The sequence below is a fragment of the Lelliottia amnigena genome (assembly GCF_019047465.1).
Lineage (GTDB): Bacteria > Pseudomonadota > Gammaproteobacteria > Enterobacterales > Enterobacteriaceae > Enterobacter > Enterobacter amnigenus.
Genome location: NZ_CP077236.1, coordinates 3562566 through 3582690 on the forward strand (window position 1 = coordinate 3562566; position 20125 = coordinate 3582690).

19 protein-coding genes are annotated in these 20125 nt (G+C 57.3%); 11 read left to right on the top strand and 8 right to left on the bottom strand.

Annotated elements, in window-relative coordinates; genetic code table 11:
- Window positions 1–68: 68 nt before the first annotated feature.
- The 3 genes from I6L74_RS16725 to I6L74_RS16735 all read left to right on the top strand — a co-directional run bounded on the left by I6L74_RS16725 (window position 69) and on the right by I6L74_RS16735 (window position 3688).
- A complete protein-coding gene (locus I6L74_RS16725) occupies window positions 69–620 on the top strand; it encodes an NAD(P)H nitroreductase (protein WP_012017077.1) in 552 nt (183 codons plus the stop codon).
- Between the two features lie 115 nt (window positions 621–735).
- On the top strand, window positions 736–1779 hold the full coding sequence (gene selD / locus I6L74_RS16730) for a selenide, water dikinase SelD (protein WP_059178240.1): 1044 nt from the start codon (window positions 736–738) through the stop codon (window positions 1777–1779).
- Between the two features lie 4 nt (window positions 1780–1783).
- Window positions 1784–3688, top strand: coding sequence for a DNA topoisomerase III (locus I6L74_RS16735; protein WP_059178239.1), 1905 nt, complete (start codon window positions 1784–1786; stop codon window positions 3686–3688).
- Between the two features lie 183 nt (window positions 3689–3871).
- Here the strand turns inward: I6L74_RS16735 and gdhA are convergent, their stop codons facing one another.
- Window positions 3872–5215, bottom strand: coding sequence for an NADP-specific glutamate dehydrogenase (gene gdhA, locus I6L74_RS16740; RefSeq protein ID WP_059178238.1), 1344 nt, complete (start codon window positions 5213–5215; stop codon window positions 3872–3874).
- A gap of 234 nt (window positions 5216–5449) precedes the next feature.
- Between gdhA and I6L74_RS16745 the strand changes: the two genes are divergently transcribed.
- Complete coding sequence (locus I6L74_RS16745; RefSeq protein WP_059178237.1) at window positions 5450–5722, top strand: YnjH family protein; 273 nt, start codon at window positions 5450–5452, stop codon at window positions 5720–5722.
- Here I6L74_RS16745 and I6L74_RS16750 read toward each other — a convergent pair.
- Window positions 5682–6098 carry a pyrimidine (deoxy)nucleoside triphosphate diphosphatase gene (locus I6L74_RS16750; RefSeq protein ID WP_072241816.1) on the bottom strand — a complete coding sequence of 139 codons (417 nt, stop codon included), beginning with the start codon at window positions 6096–6098 and terminating at the stop codon, window positions 5682–5684. The genes I6L74_RS16745 and I6L74_RS16750 overlap by 41 nt on opposite strands.
- A gap of 75 nt (window positions 6099–6173) precedes the next feature.
- Between I6L74_RS16750 and I6L74_RS16755 the strand changes: the two genes are divergently transcribed.
- Window positions 6174–6743, top strand: a complete 570-nt coding sequence (locus I6L74_RS16755) for a carboxymuconolactone decarboxylase family protein (protein ID WP_059178235.1) — start codon at window positions 6174–6176, stop codon at window positions 6741–6743.
- On the top strand, window positions 6736–7353 hold the full coding sequence (locus I6L74_RS16760) for a CDP-alcohol phosphatidyltransferase family protein (protein ID WP_059178234.1): 618 nt from the start codon (window positions 6736–6738) through the stop codon (window positions 7351–7353). The genes I6L74_RS16755 and I6L74_RS16760 overlap by 8 nt, the downstream gene beginning before the upstream one ends.
- On the opposite strand, the gene I6L74_RS16765 is transcribed toward I6L74_RS16760, so the two are convergent.
- From I6L74_RS16765 to xthA, 6 genes are all read right to left on the bottom strand, one after another.
- Window positions 7350–8657: a sulfurtransferase gene (locus tag I6L74_RS16765; RefSeq protein ID WP_059178233.1), complete on the bottom strand. Its 1308-nt coding sequence runs from the start codon at window positions 8655–8657 to the stop codon at window positions 7350–7352. The genes I6L74_RS16760 and I6L74_RS16765 overlap by 4 nt on opposite strands.
- A 77-nt stretch (window positions 8658–8734) precedes the next feature.
- Window positions 8735–9355 (bottom strand): ATP-binding cassette domain-containing protein, encoded by a 621-nt coding sequence (locus tag I6L74_RS16770; RefSeq protein WP_059178232.1) that lies wholly within the window; start codon window positions 9353–9355, stop codon window positions 8735–8737.
- Complete coding sequence (locus tag I6L74_RS16775; RefSeq protein WP_059178231.1) at window positions 9355–10890, bottom strand: ABC transporter permease family protein; 1536 nt, start codon at window positions 10888–10890, stop codon at window positions 9355–9357. The genes I6L74_RS16770 and I6L74_RS16775 overlap by 1 nt, the downstream gene beginning before the upstream one ends.
- Window positions 10863–12026 carry an ABC transporter substrate-binding protein gene (locus I6L74_RS16780; protein WP_096759579.1) on the bottom strand — a complete coding sequence of 388 codons (1164 nt, stop codon included), beginning with the start codon at window positions 12024–12026 and terminating at the stop codon, window positions 10863–10865. The genes I6L74_RS16775 and I6L74_RS16780 overlap by 28 nt, the downstream gene beginning before the upstream one ends.
- Before the next feature lie 21 nt (window positions 12027–12047).
- Entirely contained in the window at window positions 12048–12677 is a 630-nt protein-coding gene (locus I6L74_RS16785) for a TVP38/TMEM64 family protein (RefSeq protein ID WP_237730761.1), read from the bottom strand.
- Window positions 12678–12734: 57 nt separating this feature from the next.
- Window positions 12735–13541 (bottom strand): exodeoxyribonuclease III, encoded by an 807-nt coding sequence (gene xthA, locus I6L74_RS16790; protein ID WP_059178229.1) that lies wholly within the window; start codon window positions 13539–13541, stop codon window positions 12735–12737.
- A gap of 433 nt (window positions 13542–13974) precedes the next feature.
- Between xthA and astC the strand changes: the two genes are divergently transcribed.
- The 5 genes from astC to astE are packed head-to-tail and all read left to right on the top strand — an operon-like array spanning window position 13975 to window position 19997.
- On the top strand, window positions 13975–15195 hold the full coding sequence (astC, locus tag I6L74_RS16795; protein ID WP_059178228.1) for a succinylornithine/acetylornithine transaminase: 1221 nt from the start codon (window positions 13975–13977) through the stop codon (window positions 15193–15195).
- Window positions 15192–16226, top strand: coding sequence for an arginine N-succinyltransferase (gene astA, locus I6L74_RS16800; protein WP_059178227.1), 1035 nt, complete (start codon window positions 15192–15194; stop codon window positions 16224–16226). The genes astC and astA overlap by 4 nt, the downstream gene beginning before the upstream one ends.
- Complete coding sequence (gene astD / locus I6L74_RS16805) at window positions 16223–17710, top strand: succinylglutamate-semialdehyde dehydrogenase (protein WP_059178226.1); 1488 nt, start codon at window positions 16223–16225, stop codon at window positions 17708–17710. Before astA ends, astD begins: the two co-directional genes overlap by 4 nt.
- Window positions 17697–19022, top strand: coding sequence for an N-succinylarginine dihydrolase (astB, locus tag I6L74_RS16810; protein WP_059178225.1), 1326 nt, complete (start codon window positions 17697–17699; stop codon window positions 19020–19022). Before astD ends, astB begins: the two co-directional genes overlap by 14 nt.
- Window positions 19023–19031: 9 nt before the next feature.
- Window positions 19032–19997, top strand: coding sequence for a succinylglutamate desuccinylase (astE, locus tag I6L74_RS16815; RefSeq protein ID WP_059178224.1), 966 nt, complete (start codon window positions 19032–19034; stop codon window positions 19995–19997).
- Window positions 19998–20125 lie beyond the last annotated feature (128 nt).

Here is a 20125-nt window from a genome sequence, read left to right on the forward strand (position 1 = left end):
CACTACGCTGTAACAAAATCTGCTGCCGTGTTAATTTTGTGAGCAATTTTGAAGACAGGAGTTAACCAATGGACGCACTTGAACTGCTTGTTAACCGTCGTAGCGCTTCGCGCCTGGCCGAACCCGCGCCTGCGGGTCAGCAGCTGGACAGCATTCTGCAGGCCGGTATGCGCGCGCCGGACCACGGTACGCTGCAGCCGTGGCATTTCTTTATTATCGAAGGTGAAGGGCGTGAGCGCTTCAGTGCTTTACTCGAGAAAGGGGCAATCGCCGCCAGTCAAGACGACAAGGCCATTGATAAAGCCCGTAGCGCGCCGTTCCGCGCGCCAATGATTATCGCCGTGGTGGCAAAATGTCAGGCCGGACATAAAGTACCCGTCTGGGAACAAGAGATGTCAGCGGGTTGCGCAGTGATGGCCATGCAAATGGCGGCGGTCGCGCAGGGTTTTAACGGCATCTGGCGCACCGGTCCGTTGACCGACAGCCCGGTTGTTCGCGAGGGATTGTCCTGCGGCGAACACGATAAAATCGTCGGTTTCCTCTATCTCGGCACGCCACAGTTGAAAGCGTCCACCACCGTTTCCGTGCCCGACGCCACGCCGTTCGTCACCCATTTCTGATAATCACACTAAACTGTCTGGATTCTGCGCATCCGCGCCAGAATTCAGACAGTCAGACTTACCTCTTTAAGGAATGAGCGCTACCATAGCGCCACAGCAATGACAGGAGATGTCCATGAGCGAGCAAACCATTCGTCTAACGCAATACAGCCACGGAGCAGGTTGCGGTTGTAAAATTTCCCCTAAGGTGCTGGAGACCATTCTGCACAGCGAACAGGCGAAGTTTGTCGACCCAAACCTGCTTGTCGGTAATGAAACGCGTGACGATGCGGCGGTTTATGATTTAGGCAATGGCACAAGCGTTATCAGCACGACCGATTTCTTTATGCCTATCGTCGATAACCCGTTTGATTTTGGGCGCATCGCGGCCACCAATGCGATCAGCGATATTTTTGCGATGGGCGGTAAACCGATCATGGCGATCGCCATCCTGGGCTGGCCGATTAACACCCTTGCGCCGGAAATTGCTCGCGAAGTGATTGAGGGCGGGCGCTTTGCCTGTCAGCAGGCGGGGATCGCGCTGGCGGGTGGCCATTCCATCGACGCCCCGGAGCCGATTTTTGGTCTGGCCGTCACCGGCATCGTCCCGACGGAACGCGTCAAGCGCAACAGCACCGCGCAGCCGGGCTGCAAACTGTTCCTGACCAAACCACTGGGGATTGGCGTGCTGACCACCGCCGAGAAAAAATCGCTGCTCAAGCCAGAACATGTTGGCCTTGCGACGGAAGTGATGTGCCAGATGAACCTCGCGGGTGCCGCATTCGCCAATATTGACGGCGTGAAAGCGATGACCGACGTTACCGGTTTTGGGCTGCTCGGTCATCTGAGCGAAGTCTGTCAGGGCGCAGGCGTACAGGCGCAAATTGTGTATCAGGACATTCCAAAGCTGCCGGGCGTTGAAGAGTACATCGCGCAAGGCGCGGTTCCTGGCGGGACGCAGCGTAACTTTGCCAGCTACGGACATCTGATGGGCGAAATGCCTGCCGAATGGCGCGATCTGCTGTGCGATCCGCAAACGTCCGGCGGTCTTCTGCTGGCGGTGACGCCAGAATCGGAAGCTGAAGTCAAAGCCACGGCCGCAGAATTCGGTATCACCCTGACCGCGATCGGTGAGCTGGTAACGGCTCGCGGCGGCCGTCCGATGATTGAGATTCGTTAATTCGATGCGGTTGTATATTGCGGAAAAGCCGAGTCTGGCCCGAGCCATTGCGGATGTGCTGCCCAAGCCACATCGCAAGGGTGACGGTTTTATTGAGTGCGGAAACGGGCAGGTGGTGACCTGGTGTATCGGGCACCTGCTTGAACAGGCCCAGCCGGACGCCTATGACAGCCGCTACGCGCGCTGGAACCTTAACGACCTGCCTATCGTGCCGGAAAAATGGCGTTTACAGCCGCGCCCGTCGGTTACAAAACAGCTCAATGTGATCAAGCGTTTCCTGCACGACGCCGCTGAAATCGTCCATGCAGGTGACCCGGATCGCGAAGGGCAACTGCTGGTGGATGAAGTGCTCGATTATCTTGAGCTGGCACCGGAAAAGCGCAAGCAAGTGCAGCGCTGTCTGATAAACGATCTCAATCCGCAGGCCGTTGAGCGCGCGATTTCTCGCCTGCGTTCTAATAACGAATTTATCCCGCTGTGCGTCTCGGCGCTGGCCCGTGCGCGTGCCGACTGGTTGTACGGCATCAACATGACCCGTGCGTATACGATTTTAGGGCGCAACGCTGGCTATCAGGGTGTGCTTTCGGTTGGCCGGGTGCAAACGCCTGTTTTGGGACTGGTGGTGCGCCGTGACGAAGAGATCGAGAACTTCGTGGCGAAAGATTTCTTTGAGGTGAAAGCGCATATCGTGACGCCAAAGGACGAGCGTTTTGTCGCCGTCTGGCAGCCAAGCGAAGCCTGTGAGCCGTATCAGGATGAAGAAGGGCGTTTGTTGCATCGTCCGCTGGCGGATCACGTGGTTAACCGCATTACCGGTCAGCCTGCGCTCGTCACCAGCTATAACGATAAACGGGAATCAGAACCCGCGCCGCTACCGTTTTCGCTTTCGGCATTACAGATTGAAGCGGGCAAACGCTACGGCATGAGCGCACAAAATGTCCTCGATATCTGCCAGAAGCTTTATGAAACGCACAAGCTGATTACCTATCCGCGTTCGGATAGCCGTTATTTGCCGGAAGAACATTTTGCCGGGCGTCACGCGGTGTTGAATGCGATTGGCATCCACGCGCCGGATCTGCTCCCGCAGCCTGCTGTCAATCTGGAAACACGTAATCGCTGCTGGGATGATAAAAAAGTCGATGCCCACCATGCGATTATCCCGACGGCGCGCGCCAGCAACGTTAATCTGACCGAAAACGAGTCGAAGGTTTATCAGCTGGTGGCTCGTCAGTATCTGATGCAGTTTTGTGCCGACGCCATGTTCCGCAAATGCGTTATCGAGCTGGAGATTGCCAAAGCGAAGTTTGTCGCGAAAGCGCGATTCCTGGCCGAAGCCGGCTGGCGAACGCTGCTGGGCAATAAAGAGCGCGACGAAGAAAACGACGGCACGCCGCTGCCAGTGGTCGCGAAAAACGATGAGCTGCTGTGCGAAAAAGGTGAAGTGATTGAGCGTCAGACTCAGCCGCCGCGCCACTTCACCGATGCGACGCTGCTCTCCGCCATGACCGGAATCGCCCGTTTTGTGCAGGATAAAGATCTGAAAAAGATCCTGCGTGCGACGGACGGATTAGGCACTGAGGCCACGCGTGCGGGAATTATCGAACTGCTGTTTAAACGCGGTTTTCTTATCAAGAAAGGCCGCTATATCCAGTCAACGGATCCGGGCCGCGCGCTGATTCATTCCCTGCCGGAGCTGGCCGCACGACCGGATATGACGGCGCACTGGGAATCGATCCTGACCAAAATCAGTGAAAAAGAGTGCCGTTACCAGGACTTTATGCAGCCGCTGGTGGGAACATTATTTGACCTGATTAATCAGGCGCGAACGACGCCGGTGAAAAATTTCAGAGGAATGGTAGCGCCGGGCGGCGCGAAGAAACCGTTCAAAAAGAAAAAGAGTGCGGCCTGACATCCCTGTTGCCATTTTTAGTGTTTTCTCCTTCTCCTTCTCCCGTGGGAGGGGGTTGGGGAGATGGCTCGAGACCGCCCAAGGTAAAAGTAAAACGGCAGCCTCGGCTGCCGTTTTTAATGTCTTCCCCCTCTCTCGGTGGGAGAGGGGTGAGGTGAGTGCATCAGAGCGCACCAACTAATCTTAAATCACACCTTGCCCAATCATCGCATCAGCCACTTTCACGAATCCGGCGATATTCGCGCCGCGCACATAGTTGGTCTGCTTATCTTCACCGCCATACTCAACGCAGGCGTGGTGAATATCCAGCATGATGTGATGCAGACGCGCATCCACTTTCTCAGCTTTCCAGCCCAGACGCGCCGCGTTCTGCGCCATTTCCAGACCTGATGTCGCCACGCCGCCCGCGTTCGCCGCTTTTCCTGGCGCAAACAGCACGCCTGCTTCCAGGAACAAATCGGTCGCTTCGATGGTCGTCGGCATGTTCGCGCCTTCTGCAACCGCTTTTACGCCATTTGCGATGAGCTGCTGCGCCGCGTCGACGTCCAGCTCGTTTTGCGTTGCACACGGCAGGGCGATATCTGCCGGCACGGACCACGGCTGTTTGCCTTCCAGATAGGTCAGGCCAAACTCACGCGCATAGTCCGCCACGCGACCGTCGCGGCTGGCTTTGATTTCACACAGTCGGGCCAGTTTTTCTGTGGTGAAACCCGCTTCATCCACCACCGTGCCGCTGGAGTCAGAGGCGGTAATCACGCGCGCGCCAAACTGCATCGCTTTTTCAATCGCGTACTGCGCCACGTTCCCGGACCCCGACACTGCCACGCGCATCCCTTCAAAGCCCAACCCGTGGCGTTTTAACATCGCCTCGGTGAAATAGACCAGGCCATAGCCCGTCGCTTCCGGACGGATCAAGCTGCCGCCAAAGGAGAGTCCTTTACCCGTGAACACGCAGGCGCTGTTATTGGAGAGCTTTTTCATCATCCCGGCCATAAAGCCAACTTCACGCCCGCCCACGCCGATATCGCCCGCCGGTACGTCGGTGTCAGGCCCAAGATGGCGATACAGTTCGGTCATCAGCGCCTGGCAGAAACGCATCACTTCGCCTTCGCTTTTGCCTTTCGGATCAAAATCGCTGCCGCCTTTCCCACCGCCCATCGGCAGCGTGGTGAGCGCATTCTTGAGCGTCTGCTCAAAGCCCAGGAATTTCAGAATCGATAAATTCACTGAAGGGTGGAAACGCATCCCGCCCTTAAACGGGCCGATAGCGGAGTTAAACTGGACGCGCCATGCACGGTTAACCTGCACCTGATTCCGATCGTCAACCCACACCACGCGGAACTGAATGACGCGCTCCGGTTCAACCAGGCGCTCAAGCAAGGACATTTGACGATAACGCGGGTTTTCTTCAAGAAACGGCCACAACGTGGTCATGACTTCACGAACGGCCTGCGCGAACTCGCTCTGATGCGGGTCGCGGCTTTGAACATGGGTAAGAAACGATTCCAGAGTGCGTGTCTGATCCATAGATATAAGAACCTCTTATGATGATTTTTTATATTTTGTGTGTTGTGCGGGTGATTTTTGGTCGTTTTCGACTATACCACTCGTACCGCTTTGCGAGGCAAGCGAAAATTCGCGACGAAAGGGAAATTAATTATCGGGCGCGAGTCATAACAAAAAACGATGGGCTGACAAATTAAAGGTTCAGCCCGATTAACCGTTATAGTCATAACAAGGACACAACAGGAACAGACGTCTATGAACCGTTATATCATTACCGCGCTGTTTGCGCTTTTATCGACAGGCGCTCAGGCTGACCGTTTTCGCCCGGATGTCGACGTTAACGTTCCGGCAGAGGTGTTTAGCTCCGGCGGCCAGCGCGCGCAGCCGTGTAATCAATGCTGCATCTATCAGGATCAGAACTATTCGGAAGGGGCGGTCGTGAAAGCCGACGGCGTGCTGTTGCAGTGCCAGCGTGATGAACGCACCATCAGCACGAACCCGCTGGTCTGGCGGCGTGTAAAAGAATAAACGCTTCCAGCAAGGGAATGTCGGCAGGCGCGAGCGGATACGTTAGCGCCTCCTCGGGCGTACACCACACCAGCCCGCTGTGATAATGGGCAATCAGCTCGCCGCTGAACGTCGGGACGTGCCATGCGTGCAGCGCGATCGGCCGCTGCGACACTTCGCGCTCATGGCTGGCGACATACTGCGCAGGCTGCGCCTCGATGCCCAGCTCCTCGCGCAGCTCGCGAATCAGCGCGTCGGGCTGCGTTTCGCCCGCTTCGACTTTACCGCCGGCAAATTCCCACATTCCGGGCTGATCGGCATGGGGTGGGCGCTGCGCCAGCAAAATTTTGCCGTCCTGTTCAAGGATCGCGGCGACAACATCGAGAGTTTTCAGCATGGTCATCAATAATTGAGGGAGAAAAACGACATATTATCGTCGCCTTTCAAAGAGTCCAGCTATCAGGAGAGTTCGGTGAAAGAAACAACCGCCTGGGTCCACCCCGTCAAATCAATTCCCGTCAGCCTAAAACCCATCGCTGCGATGCAGAAAAAGCATTTCGGCGCCGTGCTTAATCCCACCCGCTGGTGGGGACGAATGCCGCGTTTGTTCTGGCTGGTGGCGCTGTTTGTCGGCTTTCTTGAGCGCCGTCATGCGCGCCTCAGTCCAACGCTGCGCTCGCTGCTGATGACCCGCGTATCGCAACTTTGTCACTGCGCATTTTGTATTGACGCCAACAGCTTGCGTCTGGCCGAGCGCTGCGGCGCGCTGGATAAAGTGCACGCCGTCAGCCACTGGCGCGATTCGACGTTATTCAGCGCGGATGAGCGGGCTGCGCTGGCCTATGCCGAGGCGACAACCGCCACGCCGCCGCAGATTGGTGACGACGTAAAAACCGAGCTAAAGCGCTTTTACAGCGACGCCGCCATAACAGAAATGACCGCCCTGATTGCGTTTCAGAATCTTTCGGCGCGTTTCAACGCTGCGCTGGATATTCCGGCGCAGGGGCTCTGCGACGCGTTTAAAGGGAAACCGCATGCTTGACAGACATGTGCATCCGCGCATAAAACCGGGGCTTAACCGTCTGGTGGAGAGGCTTGATAGGCCGACTATCACCGCCGATGGCTTAACGCTGGTAGGCTTTGCCATCGGCGTGCTGGCGTTGCCTTTTCTGGCGCTGGGCTGGTATCTGGCGGCGCTGGTGGCCATCGTGTTGAACCGTTTGCTCGACGGACTCGACGGTGCGCTGGCGCGGCGGCGCGGCATAACCGATGCCGGTGGCTTTCTCGATATTGCGCTCGATTTCCTGTTTTACGCCCTGGTGCCGTTTGGTTTTGCGCTGGCCGCTCCGGCGGAAAATGCCCTGGCGGCAGCCTGGCTGCTGTTTGCGTTTATCGGTACGGGGAGCAGTTTTCTGGCGTTTGCGGCGCTGGCTGCAAAGCATAATATTGATAATCCTGGCTACGCGCACAAGTCGTTTTATTATCTGGGGGGATTAACGGAAGGGACGGAGACGATTCTGCTGTTCGCGCTGTGCTGTTTGTTCCCGATGCACTTTGCGCTGTTCGCCTGGATCTTTGGCGCGTTGTGCTGGCTCACCACCACAACGCGCGTCTGGAGCGGGTATCAAACGCTTAAAGCGCTTGCCCGCTAAAGCGTGCTTTCAGGCGTCAGTGGGCCGGTTGTGACTGGGTTTTGCGGGTGACCGCTCCATTCGTACCAGCCGCCGTCGTACACGGCGACGTTTTGCCAGCCCATCGCCCGCGCATACATAAAGGTTTCTGATGCGCGCCAGCCCGTGCCGCAATAAAACGCCACATGCTGATCGGGCAGAATATTCCACTGCTTCCACATCGCCGCGATATCATCGGCGCTGCGCATGGTTCCATCGGGATTGTGGAAGTCCTCCATATGGGTGGCATCGCTGCCCGCATGACCCCAGCGGGCCCCGGCGATTTCGCCTTTGGGTTTGATGTAGCTGTAGCCGCTGGTTTCACCGATAAATTCCGGCCACGAGCGAATGCTAACCAGCGAGGCATCCTTGCGATGCAGCATACCGCGCGCCTGTTCCATATCCACCATCAACTGCGGCTGCCCAGGAATGGGCGCGCCGAAATCGTTCGCCGGTTTAACCCTGGCAGGTGTCCCGCGCTCGACCGGCAGATTCGCGTCGGACCACGCTTTCCAGCCACCGTCCAGAATGCGTACGTCCTTCACACCGGCGTACAGCATGATTTGCGCCACGCGTGCCGCAGCATAGACGTCACGGCCATACAGAATGACGGTCGTGTCGTGACGGATACCGTGCTTCGCCAGCATGGCTTTCAGTTTGTCATCTGACACTTTATTCCACAGCGGTTCGCTTTCAACTTCATTGGTATCAATGTAATCCGCGCCAGGAATATGATTCAGAAGATAGAATTTGGGCGCGCCCCAGGCGGCTTCGATGATTTTAAAATCACCTGTCGGCGCGGCAGCCACTTTTTTACCCTGCTGTAACTGATGGATCCACTGCGGATAAACCAGCTGCTCAAAATGAGGCAGGCGTTGCAGGCGAGCAGGGGTTTGCAGCGCGTCGCCCAGCGTTGAAACCGTCGAATATCCGGCATTGTTTAAGCGCGCTTTAACGGCCTGATTGTCTGCGTCGCTGCCGTACAGGGCAATCACGGACGCTGGCGTCAGGTTGTGCTGTTTTGCCCAGCCTGCGAGCTGTTCGTCACTCATCACGTTAAGCCAGCTGGCGGAGAGATTCAGCGCGGCAGGTTCATGCCCGGACGGGCCAGACAGCGTCTGCGGCCAGCCGTTATAAAACGCGCTGGCGCGGGTGTCGATAACCGTACCCTGATGCTGTTGCAGCTGCGCAAACGTCAGTGATTGCGCCATATCAGCGGCAGCGGTGGAGAAAGTGGCGAGCCCCAGGATCATGGCGAGCGTGGACAGGTGAGAAACACGTTTCATCGAAAAATCTGATATCAGGTAAAAGGTGTGTCATTTTCGTCCCCCGCTCGCCAGAGTTCTTTGCGTTAGAACATAAATTATTGCCACATGGACAGCTGAAGCACGCGTCCCTCCGCCGGAATATCGTCTTCATCGTGCGTGACCAGCACCACGGGAATATTGAGCGCGCGAACCTGCGCGAACACCCATTCCCGAAATGTGACGCGCAGCGCTTTGTCGAGACGACTAAACGGCTCATCCAGCAGCAGCGCGTGCGGCTGCGCCAGAAGCGCGCGCAACAGGCTGACTCTGGCGCGCTCCCCACCCGAGAGCGTGGCCGGATCGCTTGCGTAAAACCCATCAAGACCTGCACTTTTCAGCGCGTGCTCAACCTGCTCACGCCGAGCATGGCCTTTGATATGCGCAGGTAGCGCCAGCAGCAGATTTTGCCCCACGCTAAAGTGGTCGAACAGCAGTGCATCCTGGAACAAAATACCGATCTTACGGTTCTCGATGGGCAGCGCGTCGCATTGTCTTTCGTTCAGCCACAGCTCGCCACACGCTTTAAAATCCGTGGAGAGTGCACCCACCATCCAGGCGAACAGCGTGGATTTTCCACTGCCCGACGGACCCATCAACGTGACGATCTCGCCCTTATTCACGCTAAAGTTCACGCGGTGTAACAGCGGTTCAAGCGTCAGATTTTTAACTATCAGCATTAACGTAGACCTCGTCTGAAACGTCCCGCCAGGCGGGATAAACCTGCCGCGAGGCCAAAAGCGGCTGCCGTCAGCGCCAGTAACCACAGCGCGCGCCCCGCGAGAATGGCCGTGCTGCCGCCGCTGCTAAGCGCGACCGCCTCGGTGGTCAGCGTCGGGAATCGTCCCGCACCCAGCCACAGCGTGGGCAAATATTGCGCCATGCTGACGGAAAAGCCCGTGGCAAAAGCGGTAAGCAGAGGGCGGGTCAGCAACGGGCATTTGATCGTCCAAAATATTTTACTGCGCCGCATGCCAAGCGTTCTCGCGATTACTGTCGCGCGCGGATCCAGCCTGCGCCAGGCGGGTTGCAGCACCAGCAGCATCCACGGCAACACCCACAGCAGATGCCCCCACAGCACCGCGAAATAGGTTCCGTCGATGCCCATGAAGAGTGCGATACGGTACTGTCCCGCGACCAGCGGCAGAGCGGGGAGTGCCAGCGGAAGCCAGATCCAGCGCGATCCGCGTGACGGTCCCCACTCGAGCCAGAGTAGAATAATCGTCAGGGCGATCAGGCCAGAAAATAGGGCCAACGAGAGACTGGTGCTAAACGGCACAAAATCAAAACTGTCTCCGTCCGCCAGCAACACCAGCGCCGCTGCGCATAAAACACCGCAAAGCGGCAGTAGCCATCCCAGCGTTGTGCCGACAACGGGCGCGCCCAACGGCTGCCGAACGCCCGACGCGGCGGGAATCAGGCGGTGCCAGCGTCTCCAGATTATAAAACCGAGGGCGGCAAACAGCCCCAGCAGCAGAAGGAGCAGCAGGCACAATAATGTCCCTTTGATCTGCTGCTGGGCATCACCCTGACTCAACCACTGCCAGGCCAGCACTGCCAGCGTCGGCGGATTACCCGGCCCAAGGATAATCGCGACATCCACCACCGACAGCGACCAGGCGACCACCGCCAGCATTACCGCGCCGAGCGCTGGCGTGATGGCGGGCAGCACCAGCCAGAAAAGTCCTTGAATGCGCGAATAACCGAGCGTTCGCAGCACCACCCACTGTTGCGCCAGCGTCTTTTCGGGCAGCACCGCATACATCGCCCACAGTACAAATGCGCTCTCTTTCACCGCCAGCGTCAGCCCCAGGCCAATACCGAAGCGATCAAGCAGGGGAGAACAGGCGCTGCACCATTGATAAAACGCACCGCCTTCCGCAAACATCAGCAGCACGCTGGTGGCAAAGGCGACGTGCGGAACGGCCAGCAGCCACGGCAGTCGGGTATGCAAACGCCGCCAGCGCTCGCCGGGCCAAAGCGCCGCGACCACGCACAGGGCAATCAAAAGCGATCCTGCGGTGGCGATAAGCGTAGAAACCAGCGTGGCGATAAACGCCTGCGGCAGCTGCGGATCGCTAAACAGCGCCTGCCATCCGGCAAGTGAAAAAGCCGGTGTCACCAGCATTACTGCGGCAGGGATCAGCGGCGCATAAATGACGGCGATCGCTATCCCTACCAGCCAGCCTAGCGGGTGCCGTAACGACGCAACCATTCTTGCTCCAGCGCACTAACCCACGCCGCGTGCGGTTCCGGCAAGGTTTTCGGTAACCCGGCGGGGATAAATTGTTGCAGTTGGGCGGCCTGCTCGGAGGCGAGTTTTTGCGGGCTCAACACGCTCGGGTCGCCCCAGATTTTAGGGTCGGCTTTGCGAATTTGCGCCCCGGGCGACAGCAGGAAATTGGCGACAACTTTGGCACCCGCGCTGGCGCTGCTGTTTGCCGGGATCGTCACGAAATGCACATTGCCTATCATGCCGTCGCGAAAGCCAAAACTGTAGCTGTCGGCAGGCAGTTCGCCGCTGGCCACTTTTTGCTGCGCGTGGGCCGGATTAAAGGTGACAGACATATTCAGATTACCGCTGGCGAGCAGGGCATCCATTCGTGCAGGACTCGGTGGAAAATCTTTGCCGTCGCGCCACAGCAGCGGATGCAGTTTATCGAGATAATTCCACAGCGGAGCCGTCACGGCCTTAAACGTATGTGAATCCGGCGCGACGTGCAGCGCATCAGGATGTGCCGTAAGCGTCAGCAGGAGTTGTTCCAGCCACGCCGTGCCGGTGAAATCTGGCGGACGCGGATAAGTGATTTTGCCCGGATTGTTTTGCGCATAGTTGAGTAAGGCTTCGGGATCGGCAAGCGGAACCGGCAGACTCTGTTTGCGGGCAATAAACGTCAGCTGCGCGCCGCCCCACGGGGATTCTGCGCCGTCGGTGGGGATGGCAAAATCTTCGGTAACCGGTTTATCGGTATCGACATAGCGCCAGTTCGGCAGCGTTTGCGCCCAGCCCGTTTGCAGCAAGCCTGCCTCTTTCAGCGTGCGGAAATTCTCCCCGTTCACCCACAGTAAATCGACAGAACCGTTGGTTTTTCGCCCAGCGGCGGATTCCGTCTGGATGCGTTTGACCGCATCGGCGGCATCGGCAAGATGCACGATTTTGAGGGTGATTGCGTAATGGGTTTTCATCTCGCCGCTCACCCAATCGAGATAACGGTTGACGGCCTGATCGCCGCCCCAGGCGTTAAACCAGACGGTCTGGCCTTTGGCTTCGTTCTGCACGGTTTGCCAACGGGTATCAGCCATAGTGGGGGCTGCCAGCAGCAGTCCGGTCAGAAATACGCAGCAACGCACACGGCGCATAATGCCTCCCTGTTAATGAGAAGAATGGAAATAGCGAGAAAACAGCCAGCGTGAAACGAGCGGCAATAACCCTAAAAGTGTAAAGGCGAAAAGGATGCCCGGCGACAGAATATCGCGCAGCGACGTTAACTTGCCCAGTTCGCGTCCGGCATTCAGGAATATCACCGTGGCGGGTAGCATCGCCAGTTGGCTTATCCACCAGTAACGACGCACGCTAAGGCTTGTTAAACCGGCGAGCAAATTGACCAGGAAGAACGGAAAAAGGGGCATCACACGCAGGGCGAAAAGATAAAATGCACCGTTGCGATCCATCCCCTCATTGACCGTTTTTAGTTGATGGCTGAAGCGGTGCTGAACCCCATCGCGCAGAAGATAACGGCTGGTCAGCATCGCCAGCGTCGCGCCCAGCGTGGAGGCAAACGACACCAGCAGAATGCCCTGCCAAAACGGGAACAGCGTGCCCCCGAGCAGGGTGAGCAGCGCCGCACCCGGAATCGACAGGGCAGAGACCACCACGTAGGCGGCGAAATAGAGCACGGCACTGCGTGCGGGAGCCTGTTCAACATAGTCCTGTAGCGCGAGCTGATGCGTTTTGATCGATTCGAGCGAAAGAAAACCGGGGGGCAGCAGCGTCTGAATCATGAAAAATGCGCCCAACAGGGCGCATATCAACAGAATTTTTTGCAGTTTCACCGGCGATTACAGTTTGAACTTCGCCCAGACTGGCGCGTGATCGGACGGCTTTTCCATGCCGCGAATGTCGTAATCGATGCCGGTTTCGATGCAACGTTCTGCCAGCGGTGCGCTGGCCAGCAGCAGGTCGATGCGCAGGCCGCGGTTGTCATCAAAACCTTTTGAGCGGTAGTCAAACCACGAGAAGCGGTCCTGCGTATCCGGGTTTGCGGCACGGAACGTATCCACCAGGCCCCAGCTTTGCAGACGCTGCATCCACTCGCGTTCTTCCGGCAGGAATGAGCATTTACCGGTCCGCAGCCAGCGCTTGCGGCTGTCTTCGCCGATGCCGATATCCAGATCCGTTGGGCTGATATTCACGTCACCCATGATCAGCACCGGATTCTCTTTGTTCAGTTCCGTCGTCAGATAATCCTGCAGATCCTGGTAGAACTTGGCCTTAGCCGGGAATTTTGTCGGGTGGTCGCGGCTTTCGCCCTGCGGAAAATAACCATTGATGACGGTGATGTTCCCAAGCGGAGAGGGAATTTCCGCCATGATAATGCGGCGCTGCGCTTCACCGTCGTCACCGGGGAAGCCGCGACGTACGGAAACCGGCGTCTGTTTGGTCAGCAGCGCCACACCATAGTGGCCTTTCTGCCCGTGATAAAAGACGTTGTAGCCCAGTTTGGCGACGTCTTCGAGGGGGAACATGTCGTCGTGAACTTTTGTCTCCTGCAGGCCGATCACGTCTGGCTGATGTTGCTCAACGATGGCTTCCAGTTGGTGAGGGCGGGCGCGCAGGCCGTTGATATTAAAAGAGACAAATTTCATAGTCGCTGCCAGTGCAAGGTGAATAGTGCATGGATGTTAGCAGAATTTGCGTCGTCTGTTATCGGGTTCAACCAATAACTGCAACAGAAAATCCCGACGGTGCAATATTTGCACCATTTCGACGCACCTTGCCCTCAAACAGGGCGCAAACGGTCGGTAAATTTCGCGAGCGATCACAAATCCAGAATAATATTTGGCTCGTGAATAATATTTCTGTTTTTCCTGCGGCAAAGCGCCGCTTGCTGTAAAAATATTCACTTTTTATGCATTAATAGTGAATAGCGGTAATGCTTAACTTATTGATATTCCGTCCTCCCAACCCATTTATGCAATTTTATCGCTGGCTGGCACGAACTCTGCAATCTACATTCACAGTGCAAGCACTCAATTATTTAACATTTGAATAACTTTTAATTTACCGGATGAGGTCGCTATGTCTCTGTCAATTACGCGTGAAAATTTCGATGAATGGATGATGCCGGTTTACGCTCCGGCGGCTTTTATTCCGGTACGGGGTGAAGGCTCACGCCTGTGGGACCAGCAGGGTAAAGAGTATATCGACTTTGCCGGTGGGATTGCGGTGAATGCCCTCGGGCATGCGCATCCGGCGCTGCGTCAGGCGTTGAACGATCAGGCCGCGAAGTTCTGGCATACCGGCAACGGCTATACCAACGAACCTGCGCTGCGCCTGGCTAAAAAACTGATCGACGCGACCTTTGCCGAAAAAATCTTTTTCTGTAACTCCGGTGCCGAAGCCAACGAAGCGGCGCTCAAGCTGGCACGTAAATACGCTCACGATCATTTTGGCGCGCAAAAAAGCGGAATTGTGGCGTTCAAAAACGCCTTCCACGGGCGCACCCTGTTTACCGTGAGCGCGGGCGGTCAGCCGGCCTATTCACAGGATTTTGCTCCGCTGCCGCCGGACATTCGTCACGCCATTTATAACGATCTGGCCTCTGCAGCTGAGCTGATAAATGACAATACCTGCGCGGTGATCGTCGAGCCGATGCAGGGTGAGGGCGGCGTGGTGCCTGCCGATAAAGCGTTCCTGCAAGGGTTGCGCGAACTGTGCGATCGCCACAATGCGCTGCTGATTTTTGATGAAGTCCAGACCGGTGTCGGTCGTACCGGCGAGCTGTATGCGTATATGCACTACGGCGTGACGCCGGATGTGCTGTCGACAGCCAAAGCACTTGGTGGTGGATTCCCGATTGGGGCAATGTTGACGACCAACAAATGTGCCAGCGTGATGGTCGTGGGCACGCACGGCACGACGTACGGCGGTAACCCGCTGGCGTCGGCGGTGGCTGGACAGGTGCTGGATATCATCAATACGCCAGAGGTGTTAAAGGGCGTGAAGCAGCGCCACGACTGGTTTGTGGAGCGTCTAAACGCCATTAACAGTAAAACCGGTATGTTCAAAGAAATTCGTGGTCTGGGGCTGCTGATCGGCTGCGAACTGACGGCTGAATTTGCCGGAAAAGCTAAACTTATTTCACAGGAAGCCGCAAAAGCGGGCGTGATGGTGCTCATCGCAGGAGCTAACGTGGTGCGTTTTGCACCGGCGTTAATCGTCAGCGAAGAAGAGGTCGCCACCGGTTTAGACCGTTTTGCACTGGCCTGTGAACAGGTGAAATCCGGGGTGTCATCATGATGGTTATCCGTCCCGTTGAGCGCGGCGATCTCGCCGGACTCATGCAGCTTGCCGGTAAGACGGGAGGCGGGTTGACCTCGCTTCCTGCCGATGAAAAAACGCTGTCGTCTCGTATCGACCGCGCCCTGCAAACCTGGCAAGGGACGCTGCCAAAAAGTGAACAAGGCTACGTCTTTGTTCTGGAAGAGTCTGATACCGGGACCGTGGTCGGGATCTGCGCTATCGAGGTGGCGGTAGGTCTTAATGACCCGTGGTACAACTACCGCGTCGGCACGCTGGTTCACGCATCGAAAGAGCTGAATGTTTATAACGCGCTGCCGACGCTTTTCCTCAGCAACGATCACACCGGCAGCAGCGAACTCTGCACTTTATTTCTTGACCCCGACTGGCGCAAAGAGGGCAACGGCTATCTGCTCTCGAAATCCCGCTTTATGTTCATGGCCGCGTTTCGCGATCGCTTTAACGAAAAAGTGGTGGCGGAAATGCGCGGCGTTATTGATGAAACGGGCTACTCCCCGTTCTGGGAAAGCCTGGGCGAACGCTTCTTCTCGATGGAATTTAGCCGAGCCGACTATTTGTGCGGAACAGGGCAGAAAGCGTTTATCGCCGAATTAATGCCGAAACATCCGATCTACACCGACTTTTTAAGTCCAGAAGCGCAGGCGGTAATTGGCCAGGTCCATCCGCAGACCGCGCCCGCTCGCGCGGTGCTGGAGAAAGAAGGTTTTCGCTACCATAACTATGTCGATATTTTTGACGGTGGCCCGACGCTGGAATGCGACGTCGACCGCGTGCGTGCCATCCGTAAAAGCCGTCTGGTGACGGTGGCAGAAGGCCAGCCCGCCCCCGGTGAATGGCCCGCTTGTCTGGTGGCGAACGAGCAGTACGATCAGTTTCGCGCGATGCTGATCCATACCAACCCGAAATGTGAACGTCTGGTGCTGACCGCAGCCCAGTTGGACGCCCTGAAATGTAACGCAGGCGATACCGTTCGTCTGGTGCGACTTTGCCCCGAGGAGAAAACAGCATGAGTTTATGGATCAATGGCGACTGGGTCACGGGCGAAGGTGAACGACGCGTGAAGACCAATCCGGTTGGCAACGAGGGGCTCTGGCAGGGGTTTGATGCGAGTCCGGCTCAGGTAGCACAGGCGTCTCAGGCGGCCAGAAAAGCTTTTCCGGCATGGGCAAAACTGCCATTTACGGCGCGTCAGGCGATCGTCGAAAAATTCGCGACGCTGCTGGAAGCGAATAAGGCAGAGCTGACCAGCATTATTGCCCGCGAAACCGGCAAGCCGCGCTGGGAGGCGACGACCGAAATCACGGCGATGATCAATAAAATCGCTATTTCGGTTAAGGCCTATCACACCCGCACCGGCGAACAGCATACCGATATGGCCGACGGCGCCGCAACGCTTCGCCATCGTCCGCACGGCGTGCTGGCGGTCTTCGGCCCGTACAATTTCCCGGGGCATCTGCCCAACGGCCATATTGTGCCCGCGCTGCTGGCAGGGAATACGGTTATTTTTAAGCCGAGCGAACTGACGCCGTGGAGCGGTGAAGCGGTTGTGAAACTCTGGGAACAGGCTGGCCTTCCTCCGGGCGTGCTCAATCTGGTTCAGGGTGGACGTGAAACCGGCCAGGCGCTGAGCGCGTTAGGCGATCTCGACGGCTTGCTGTTCACAGGCAGCGCAGGAACCGGATATCAGCTGCATCGCCAGCTGGCAGGCCAGCCGGAGAAAATTCTGGCGCTGGAAATGGGCGGCAATAATCCCCTGATTGTTGAAGATCCTGATGATATTGACGCCGCTGTGCATCTGGCTATTCAGTCGGCGTTTGTCACCGCCGGACAGCGCTGCACGTGCGCCCGTCGTCTGCTGGTGAAAAACGGCGCGCAGGGCGATGCTTTCCTGGCGCGTCTCATTGAGGTGACCGCGCGTCTGGTGCCTGGCGCATGGGACGCCGAGCCGCAGCCGTTTATCGGCGGGCTGATTTCCGAACAGGCTGCCAATAACGTCATTCAGGCCTGGCGCGAACACGTGGCGCGTGGCGCGAAAACGCTGCTGGAACCCACGCTGATGCAACCAGGAACATCCCTGTTAACGCCGGGCATCATTGATATGTCGGATGCACGGGATGTACCGGATGAAGAGGTCTTTGGCCCGCTGCTGTGTGTCTGGCGTTACGATGATTTCGACAGCGCAATCGCGATGGCAAACAACACGCGCTATGGCCTGTCGAGCGGCCTGATTTCACCCGATCGCGAGAAGTTTGATCAACTGCTGATTGAAGCACGCGCGGGGATTGTGAACTGGAACAAACCGTTGACCGGAGCCGCGAGCACCGCGCCATTTGGTGGTGTGGGCGCATCCGGTAATCATCGCGCCAGCGCGTGGTATGCCGCCGATTACTGTGCGTGGCCGATGGCCAGCCTGGAAACACCCGCTCTGACGCTGCCGGAAACGCTCAACCCAGGACTCGATTTTACCCAGGGGAATCGTCATGAAAGCGCGTGAAGTCAACTTTGACGGGCTGGTGGGGCTGACCCACCATTACGCCGGATTGTCGTTTGGCAACGAAGCCTCGACGAAACACCGATTCCAGGTCTCGAATCCAAAGCTGGCGGCCAAGCAGGGGCTGCAAAAAATGAAAGCGCTGGCGGACGCGGGTTTTGTGCAGGCGGTGATCCCGCCGCAGGAACGCCCAAACGTCGAGGTGCTGCGCCAGCTCGGTTTTAGCGGCAGCGATGAGCAGGTCGTCGAAAAAGCCGGAACGCAAGCGCCGCACCTGCTCTCGGCGGCCAGTTCAGCATCGTCAATGTGGGTGGCTAATGCAGCCACCGTTGCGCCATCGGCAGATACGCTGGACGGAAAAGTGCATCTGACCGTGGCGAACCTCAACAATAAATTCCATCGCGCGACTGAAGCGGTCACCACCGAGCGGGTGCTGCGCGCCATCTTCAAGGATGATGCGCGGTTTAGCGTGCACGAAGCGCTGCCCCAGGTGGCGATGTTTGGTGATGAAGGGGCAGCCAACCATAACCGTCTGGGCGGGGACTACGGCGAACCTTCCACGCAGCTTTTTATTTATGGCCGCGATGATAATGGACACGTCGCGCCGTCCCGTTATCCGGCGCGCCAGACCCTGGCCGCGAGCCAGGCCGTTGCGCGTCTGAATCAGGTCAACCCGGGGCAGGTGGTGTTTGCGCAGCAAAATCCACAGGTTATCGATCGGGGCGTGTTTCATAACGACGTGATTGCGGTTTCAAATCGTCAGGTGTTGTTTTGCCACGAGCAGGCGTTTGCCCAGCAGGAGAAATTACTGGCTACCCTGGCCGAGCGCGTGCCGGGCTTTACGCCAATTCAGGTGCCGACAAGTGCCGTCAGCGTGCAGGACGCGGTGGAAACCTATCTGTTTAACAGCCAGCTGCTGAGCCGTGAGGATGGCAGTATGCTGCTGGTTCTCCCGCAGGAGTCGCAAAATCATCAGGGCGTATGGCGCTATCTCAGCGAGCTGGTCAAGGGCGATAATCCCATCAGCGGGCTTAACGTGTTCGATCTGCGCGAAAGTATGGCGAACGGCGGAGGCCCCGCATGTTTACGCCTGCGGGTGGTGCTGACGCCGGACGAAATCCGCGCCGTCAATCCGGCGGTACTGATGAACGATACCTTATTCAATACGCTCAACGACTGGGTCGATCGTTATTATCGCGATCGCTTAACGCAGGCGGATTTGGTCGATCCGCATCTGCTGCGCGAAGGGCGTGAGGCGCTGGATGCCTTAACGACGATCCTGCACCTCGGATCGGTTTACCCGTTCCAGCGCTGAGGAGAGATTATGCAGAATTTACTGGCGCTGACGCTGGCGGATGAAACGCCTGCTGCGCGGCAAGGTGCGGGGCCGACGTTTCACTGGATATGGTCCGGGCGCGGGTTACTTGAACTGATCCCTTTTGACGCCTGTGAGCGGTCTTTAGTGCTTTCAGCCGGGATTCACGGCAATGAAACCGCACCGGTTGAGATTGTCGATTTACTGCTGCGAGCACTTTTTAACGGTGACATTTCTTTGCGCTGCCGCGTGCTGGTGGTGCTGGGGAATCCCCCGGCGCTGGCGCAAAACAAGCGCTATCTGGAAAGTGATATCAACCGGATGTTTGGTGGACGCGGGGCGCAGTTTCCGCCTGGTGATGAGCCTGCGCGGGCACTTCAGCTTGAAAACAGCGTGCGCGAGTTTTTTGCCACGGCGGGTCCTGATCGCTGGCATCTCGATCTGCATACCGCCATTCGTGCGTCTTATCACGTGCGTTTCGGCGTTATGCCGCAGCGCAACCAGCCCTGGGATGAGTCTTTCCTTGGCTGGCTGGGGGATGCGGGTCTTGAGGCGCTGGTCTTCCATCAGTCACCTGGCGGGACATTTACCCATTTTACCTGCGAGAATTTTGGTGCGCTGGCCTGTACGCTGGAGCTGGGAAAAGCGCTGCCGTTCGGGCAGAACGATCTTTCACGCTTTGCGCCAACGCATCTGGCGCTGCGTGCCCTGCTATCCGGAAACGAGCCTGAACATCATTCAGGAACCGTCGAGCGCTATCGGGTCGTGCAGCAGATCACCCGCCGCAGCGAGGCCTTCCAGCTACACATGGCGGCGCATACGTTGAACTTCACCCCTTTTCGGCATGGCGTCGTATTAGCGCAAGACGGTGACGAGCGCTACGAAGTGCAGAAAACGACGGAATACGTGTTATTCCCTAACCCCTCGGTAGCCTTCGGCCTGCGGGCTGGGTTGATGCTCGAGAAATTATCGTAAAAAAGCGGAAACAAAGAGAGGCTACAGCCTGTGCCAGAATATAGACGGGGTACGATAATAGCGAAGTGACATAGCTGATGAGCTGTAGATTACGTGTTCAGAACGGGCCGCAACGCACAACGTTGCGG

What these genes read in the sequence shown, in the direction of transcription:
- astB (WP_059178225.1), top strand. Translation starts at nt 17,697, where the DNA reads ATGAAAGCGCGTGAAGTCAACTTTGACGGGCTGGTGGGGCTGACCCAC.
- gdhA (WP_059178238.1), bottom strand. Translation starts at nt 5,215, where the DNA reads ATGGATCAGACACGCACTCTGGAATCGTTTCTTACCCATGTTCAAAGC.
- I6L74_RS16735 (WP_059178239.1), top strand. Translation starts at nt 1,784, where the DNA reads ATGCGGTTGTATATTGCGGAAAAGCCGAGTCTGGCCCGAGCCATTGCG.
- I6L74_RS16770 (WP_059178232.1), bottom strand. Translation starts at nt 9,355, where the DNA reads ATGCTGATAGTTAAAAATCTGACGCTTGAACCGCTGTTACACCGCGTG.
- I6L74_RS16745 (WP_059178237.1), top strand. Translation starts at nt 5,450, where the DNA reads ATGAACCGTTATATCATTACCGCGCTGTTTGCGCTTTTATCGACAGGC.
- I6L74_RS16760 (WP_059178234.1), top strand. Translation starts at nt 6,736, where the DNA reads ATGCTTGACAGACATGTGCATCCGCGCATAAAACCGGGGCTTAACCGT.
- I6L74_RS16785 (WP_237730761.1), bottom strand. Translation starts at nt 12,677, where the DNA reads ATGATTCAGACGCTGCTGCCCCCCGGTTTTCTTTCGCTCGAATCGATC.
- I6L74_RS16725 (WP_012017077.1), top strand. Translation starts at nt 69, where the DNA reads ATGGACGCACTTGAACTGCTTGTTAACCGTCGTAGCGCTTCGCGCCTG.
- astC (WP_059178228.1), top strand. Translation starts at nt 13,975, where the DNA reads ATGTCTCTGTCAATTACGCGTGAAAATTTCGATGAATGGATGATGCCG.
- astA (WP_059178227.1), top strand. Translation starts at nt 15,192, where the DNA reads ATGATGGTTATCCGTCCCGTTGAGCGCGGCGATCTCGCCGGACTCATG.
- astD (WP_059178226.1), top strand. Translation starts at nt 16,223, where the DNA reads ATGAGTTTATGGATCAATGGCGACTGGGTCACGGGCGAAGGTGAACGA.
- I6L74_RS16765 (WP_059178233.1), bottom strand. Translation starts at nt 8,657, where the DNA reads ATGAAACGTGTTTCTCACCTGTCCACGCTCGCCATGATCCTGGGGCTC.
- I6L74_RS16750 (WP_072241816.1), bottom strand. Translation starts at nt 6,098, where the DNA reads ATGCTGAAAACTCTCGATGTTGTCGCCGCGATCCTTGAACAGGACGGC.
- astE (WP_059178224.1), top strand. Translation starts at nt 19,032, where the DNA reads ATGCAGAATTTACTGGCGCTGACGCTGGCGGATGAAACGCCTGCTGCG.
- xthA (WP_059178229.1), bottom strand. Translation starts at nt 13,541, where the DNA reads ATGAAATTTGTCTCTTTTAATATCAACGGCCTGCGCGCCCGCCCTCAC.
- selD (WP_059178240.1), top strand. Translation starts at nt 736, where the DNA reads ATGAGCGAGCAAACCATTCGTCTAACGCAATACAGCCACGGAGCAGGT.
- I6L74_RS16775 (WP_059178231.1), bottom strand. Translation starts at nt 10,890, where the DNA reads ATGGTTGCGTCGTTACGGCACCCGCTAGGCTGGCTGGTAGGGATAGCG.